At 42.8% G+C, this 5477-nt stretch carries 5 protein-coding genes; all 5 read left to right on the top strand.

Annotated elements, in window-relative coordinates:
* Positions 1 to 413: 413 nt before the first annotated feature.
* The 5 genes from KUO17_RS26075 (at position 414) to KUO17_RS26055 (ending at position 5236) form a co-directional block, all read left to right on the top strand.
* Positions 414 to 1685, top strand: coding sequence for an N-6 DNA methylase (locus KUO17_RS26075; RefSeq protein ID WP_217978430.1), 1272 nt, complete (start codon positions 414 to 416; stop codon positions 1683 to 1685).
* A 6-nt stretch (positions 1686 to 1691) separates the two neighbouring features.
* Positions 1692 to 3146 (top strand): ATP-binding protein, encoded by a 1455-nt coding sequence (locus tag KUO17_RS26070; protein ID WP_217978429.1) that lies wholly within the window; start codon positions 1692 to 1694, stop codon positions 3144 to 3146.
* A gap of 101 nt (positions 3147 to 3247) precedes the next feature.
* Positions 3248 to 3976 (top strand): ATP-binding protein, encoded by a 729-nt coding sequence (locus KUO17_RS26065; protein ID WP_217978428.1) that lies wholly within the window; start codon positions 3248 to 3250, stop codon positions 3974 to 3976.
* Complete coding sequence (locus KUO17_RS26060) at positions 3973 to 4608, top strand: hypothetical protein (RefSeq protein ID WP_217978427.1); 636 nt, start codon at positions 3973 to 3975, stop codon at positions 4606 to 4608. Before KUO17_RS26065 ends, KUO17_RS26060 begins: the two co-directional genes overlap by 4 nt.
* A 4-nt stretch (positions 4609 to 4612) precedes the next feature.
* Positions 4613 to 5236 (top strand): HNH endonuclease, encoded by a 624-nt coding sequence (locus KUO17_RS26055; RefSeq protein ID WP_217978426.1) that lies wholly within the window; start codon positions 4613 to 4615, stop codon positions 5234 to 5236.
* Positions 5237 to 5477: the final 241 nt, after the last annotated feature.

The following is a 5477-nucleotide window of genomic DNA, read 5'->3' as shown; positions in this document are numbered from 1 at the left end:
TTGATCGGAGCATCCCTAGACAAATCCTGGGTTTTCTATCTCTGAGCCGAAACTGACCTTATCAATAACCACTATCAGCAATCGACCAGGAACAACCCATAATAAATGGCTTGCTAATGGACTAATCATAAACAACCACAACCGTTCAGACTGACCATGGATATTCAAGTTCTCGACTTCTTAATATTCGCGCAGTCCATACGAAAACAGAAGACTTTCTCTTCACAAAAAAATAAACCTTAAGTACATGAAGACCACTTTATGGACAATCACAGCACAAGACAAAATCTGTGACCATTGAATATCGTATTAGTGAGATGGCGATTAATGCCAACTCTAGGAGGCCGCTTAAAAATGTGGTAGCATGCAAAACTTTTTGGATGCTTTTATTCGAGATTTAGAAAAGCAATGCTATGAATAAATTTAATCCTCACAATCACGCACTAGCAAACTTTTTCGATTCAATAATTGACACTATTGATCGAGAAGCGCTAGCTGAGCTGGTCAACCTTGACTCTGCTGACTCTGTACTGAGAACATTCCTATCCATCGATGAAATGAGGGAATTTGGGAGTTTTTTCACTGGCCAAGAGCTTTCCACCTGCGCCGTGGCCGCCTTTAATGCACCCATTTCATTAGATTCAGTAGTTCTCGACCCAACATGTGGCACTGGAAACTTGTTGATTGAGTTTTCTCGAAGGCTAGAGGTTAAAGAGTATCTATCTGAAACTCTGCGCCAATGGGGAGGAGTCCTCGTAGGTTTCGACATTCACGAATCCTTTATTCGAGCTACAAAGCTACGCCTTGTCCTCGAAGCATTAAATCGTGGAGTCATTAAAGACTGCACGATTGATGAGGCACAATCTTTACTATCAAAAATCGTAGTAAAAGATGCTATGTCCGTCACTGCTCAGGATTTGTGCAACACGACGCACTTGCTAATGAATCCTCCGTTTTCGAGCTGGGACTCCCCTCGAGAAAATTATTGGAGGATAGGCAAAGTCAATGCGGCAGGCGTTGTTTTCGATCACTATCTACGTTGCGTTCCGCCTAACTGCGCAATAAGCGCAATACTCCCTGACGTTCTACGATCAGGGACTCGCTATCAAAACTGGCGTGATTTTGTCGAAGCAAATATTGACGGCCACGCTGAGATAGCTGGTCGCTTCAACGAGAAAACTGATATTGATGTTTTTCTAATACACGGCTTTGCTACCCCACCCCAGAACCGAACTATTATCTGGTTCCCAGAACAGTGTAAAAGCTCCACTATCTCTGAGCATTACGATGTTTGCATCGGACCACTAGTTGCATATCGCGATCCTCTTGAAGGCCCATCTTCGCCTTACGCGCACTCCAAAAATACGCCTCTTTGGAGCTCAATAACCAATCTTTCAGAGACACGAAACTTTAAAGGAAGATTGATTGAGCCACCATTCGTAGTAATTCGACGCACTTCTAGCCCCTCGGATAAATTCCGGGCATCTGCAGCAATAATAAATGAATCATGTCCCGTGGCAGTCGAAAACCATCTTATTGTCGTAAAGCCCAGATCCAATAGCTTAGAAGACTGCCGCAGGTTGGTAGAGGTTTTAAAATCTAAACGCACAAATGATTTTATCAACAATAGAATCCGTTGCCGCCATCTGACGGTGGGAGTAGTCAAGGACATACCATTATGGTGACTCATCATGATTAAAAGGACCCTCGTCGATGAAAAGCCGTTTGAGTTTTCTGCTAGGGTAACTCTTCAGCTTGGTCGCGAAAGCATCTCCAGTTCGACTGTCGCATTGTCAGAGCTTATAAAAAACTCTTACGATGCGGATGCCGATCATGTGACCTTAGATTTTCACTTAAGAGAAAATTCTGTTTCAACCCTTATAATAGATGATAATGGTAGCGGGATGGATCCCGAAACGTTACTAGGGCATTGGTTAAAAATCGGTACTGACAATAAGTCAATAGTAGAGCGCTCTGCCGGGAAATGCAGGGTATTAACTGGCGCGAAGGGCCTGGGCCGCCTCGGCATTGATCGCCTTTGCAAAAAGTTAGTACTCTATAGCAAAACCAAAGAAATGACCAAAGCTATACAGCTAAACATTGACTGGAAACGTTTTGAGAAGACCAACAAATCATTATCTGAAATAAAGCATCCAATTTATGAAGTAGACCTGCCTATCACAGATAAATACGGTAGTGTTTTTTCTAATCCTGAGAGCAGTGGAACACGGATGGTTCTCATTGGTCTCAAGGATGAATGGGACCAAAATTTCTTAGATATTCTAGAAAATGAATTGAGGCTATTGACCTCTCCATTTCAAGCTGAAAATGAGTTTTCCATCAGGCTTAAAATAAGGAAGGGTGAGAGTCAAGTCGATAAGTCATTGAACTCAGAGAAATTTCTTAACGCAGCCCGATGGAAAGTCAAAGCCACTGTTGATTCAAACGGTAACGTAGAAGCGTGTTATACAAATAACCAGCAAAAACTCGATATCTTACAGGAACCAATTGCATGGAGTTCCTGGTTAAAAAATAGCGGCTCCGCTCCTCTTTTCGGTCCAGTAAAATTCGAGTTTTACTATTTAGCCCAAGATACTGAAAACCTTAGCAAGCTCAATCTGAAGGTTAGAAACTTCAGGGAATTTATGCGCCTTAACCAAGGCGTTCGACTTTATAGAGATCATTTTCGAGTCCGTCCTTATGGCGAGCCTTCAGGCAAGGGCGACTGGCTTGACATTGGCTTGAGAAAAGTTTCCAGCCCAGGGGGTCTTTCCCAACTAGGTTGGAAAATCGGCCCAAATCAGATAGTAGGCTCAGTATTAATTTCTCGAGAAACTAATGCCATTCTCAACGACCAAGCAAACCGAGAAGGCATTGTAGAAAATAGCGCTTTCTTTCAGTTACGTACCTTCTTACTGAAGGTCATTGAGACCTTTGAGACGCTTGTACAAAAAGATGCTAGTAGCGATGGGAAGCTAGACCTATCTACTGAGCTCGCAAGAATCTTAAGCAAATCAAACGAAGACGTAGAAAATGCAATAGAGGACCTGAAAAAGACCGTTTCCTCTATAAGTCGCAAGAAAAAAAAACAAGAAAAAATCACTATCCCCATCTCAACTCGTGGCTCAACGACTAAGCCATCTTGAAGCACTTAGACACAAGCAAAGTCAGGCGGAACAAGAATATTTAGATGCATTGCGCGCAGAGAAGAAGGAACTAGAAGAACAAAAAAAACACACTTTCAAACTTGGCGTCGATTGGCATTCTAACAATCAGCTTCGGGCATGAAGTCCGACAGCACTCTGGATTTGCTCTAAATGGGTCTACTCGAGCACTGGCATATTTAGAAAAACTAGACAATCCTGATGGCCTATTAGACGACCCTATAGATTGCATTCAAATTGCTAAAGACGGGGCCAAGTATGTAGACAATTTCTCAAGATTTGCCATTGAGAATATTAAGCCTGACAAGCGCACGCGGAAAAAGGTACATATCCCAGGCGTATTTAAATATGTATTTGAAATATTTTCCGTCACGCTTGACAAAATGGGAGTTTCGTCTGAGATAAACATTCACACGGACGGAGCTGCCTATGAAGTTTATGCGTTTGAAATAGACTGGGAAAGCATAGTCATAAACTTTATGACCAACTCAATCTGGGCTATTGAAGCACAAAAGCAACGCCAAAAATCAACTATCCGTGTTGACCTATATGAAACTGATGGTGAAATCACGGTCATTTACTCAGACTCAGGAATTGGCTTAGAAGCCGGTACTGAGGAGTCGATATTTATACCGATGAATAGCGGTAAGCGAGATGGCCGCGGGAATGTTATCGGAACCGGCATGGGCCTCTCTATAGTCAAAACTCATGTCGACGATCATATGCTTGGATCTATTAGTGCGAAAGCGCATAGTGACTTAGGTGGGGCTGAGTTCACTATCAAAGTCCCTGTTAGAGGAAAAAATAAATGACAAACAAGGAAATAGTTCTTTTCATTGACGATGAAAAAATGTCAAGAACCCTTTATCGAGGCACTTTGCAAGATATTTATGGCGACGAATATGACGTGTTCGCTATAGAGCCATCCCCCACCATCTCTGACATGTTAGCTACAATTGAAAAATTCGAGAGAGTAGTTTCAATTGTTATAGATGAAAAACTACATGTCGAAGTGGGTGCCGATTACAAGGGCTCACAGCTTGTCACAGCTATACGCTTGCTAGACGCAAAACTTCCTTTATATATACTAACCAGTGAAATGGGGCTGATTGAGCCTCCATTTGGCTCGGTTGAATATATAATTGACAAAAGCAGGATTGAGCAGCCTGCTTACAAGGAAGAATGCTCCATCCTAATGCGTCGCCACACTAACTCTTTCAATGAAATAAAGTCTGCTAGAAATATTCGCTTTAATGAACTACTTAAAAAATCCATAGAAGATAGTCTTTCGCCCGAAGAGGTAGAAGAATACAACGCTCTAGATTTTCTGCGGGTACGCCAAGTACTGACCACAGAGGCGATAGTCCCTTCTGAGGAACTGAGCAAACAAGAACAACTGCTTGCAGAAATTGAAAAGCAACTGAAACAATTGGGTGGCGAATAACGTTATGTTTTTCCCCAAACTATCCCGCCGCAAAATCGAAGATTATTACAGCAATCGCAAAAACTTTTATGCCGATTACAGATCAAATTATGAAAAGATTTCTGAGGACTGCCAACAGCGATGTGTTTACTGTGACATATCAGTAGCCGAGCATGGCGGCGACGAAATGCATCTAGATCACTTCCGCCCTCAAGAACACTTTGACGAATTATCTACGCACCCATACAACCTACACCTATCTTGCCCTAAGTGTAATGGACTAAAGACTTCTGATTGGCCTTGCTCCAAAGAAGATGGCGCTCTGACCTTTATAGGAAAAATTGGCTACATTGATCGATTTGAGCGCCATATTGATGAGTTCTTAAAGGTGGAAGACACAGGCCACATCACCGCATTAGCTGGTCCGGTGGAGTACATGATAAAAAAAATGCACTTAAACCGAAGCAGTAGGGTTAACATCAGAAGAAAGCGACTCATAGAGCATAGGAAAACACGCACATTAGAGGGCATTCTACGCCTCACCCAATCTCTGACCACAGCAGAGGTCGAAGGGCGGCTAACTAAAGAGCAGGCATTAGAGAGACGCAAACAGATAGATGCGCTCCTGCTTAGCTATTCACAGCTTTGAAAACCGACACCTAAAGCTATCAAACTCTACTCCAGCGAATAGGTAGATAGTTTGAAAAGGATATTTTTAGGGGTAGCTGGATTTTCCTCCCCTAAAAATAACTATTTAATACCCCCCGGTGTCAGGATAGTTGTCGCCTCGCCAGATTTACCTGAAACCAGACTCCGGGGGCGGAAAGAGAGCCGTTGTGCCGTACTATTCCTCTGAGCGCAAAGCCGAACGTATGCGATCCATAAACCCC

This window comes from Pseudomonas aegrilactucae, assembly GCF_019168305.1.
Classification (GTDB): domain Bacteria; phylum Pseudomonadota; class Gammaproteobacteria; order Pseudomonadales; family Pseudomonadaceae; genus Aquipseudomonas; species Aquipseudomonas aegrilactucae.
Note: the sequence above shows the minus strand (reverse complement) of the source record. Positions and strands in the feature narration are given on the sequence as shown.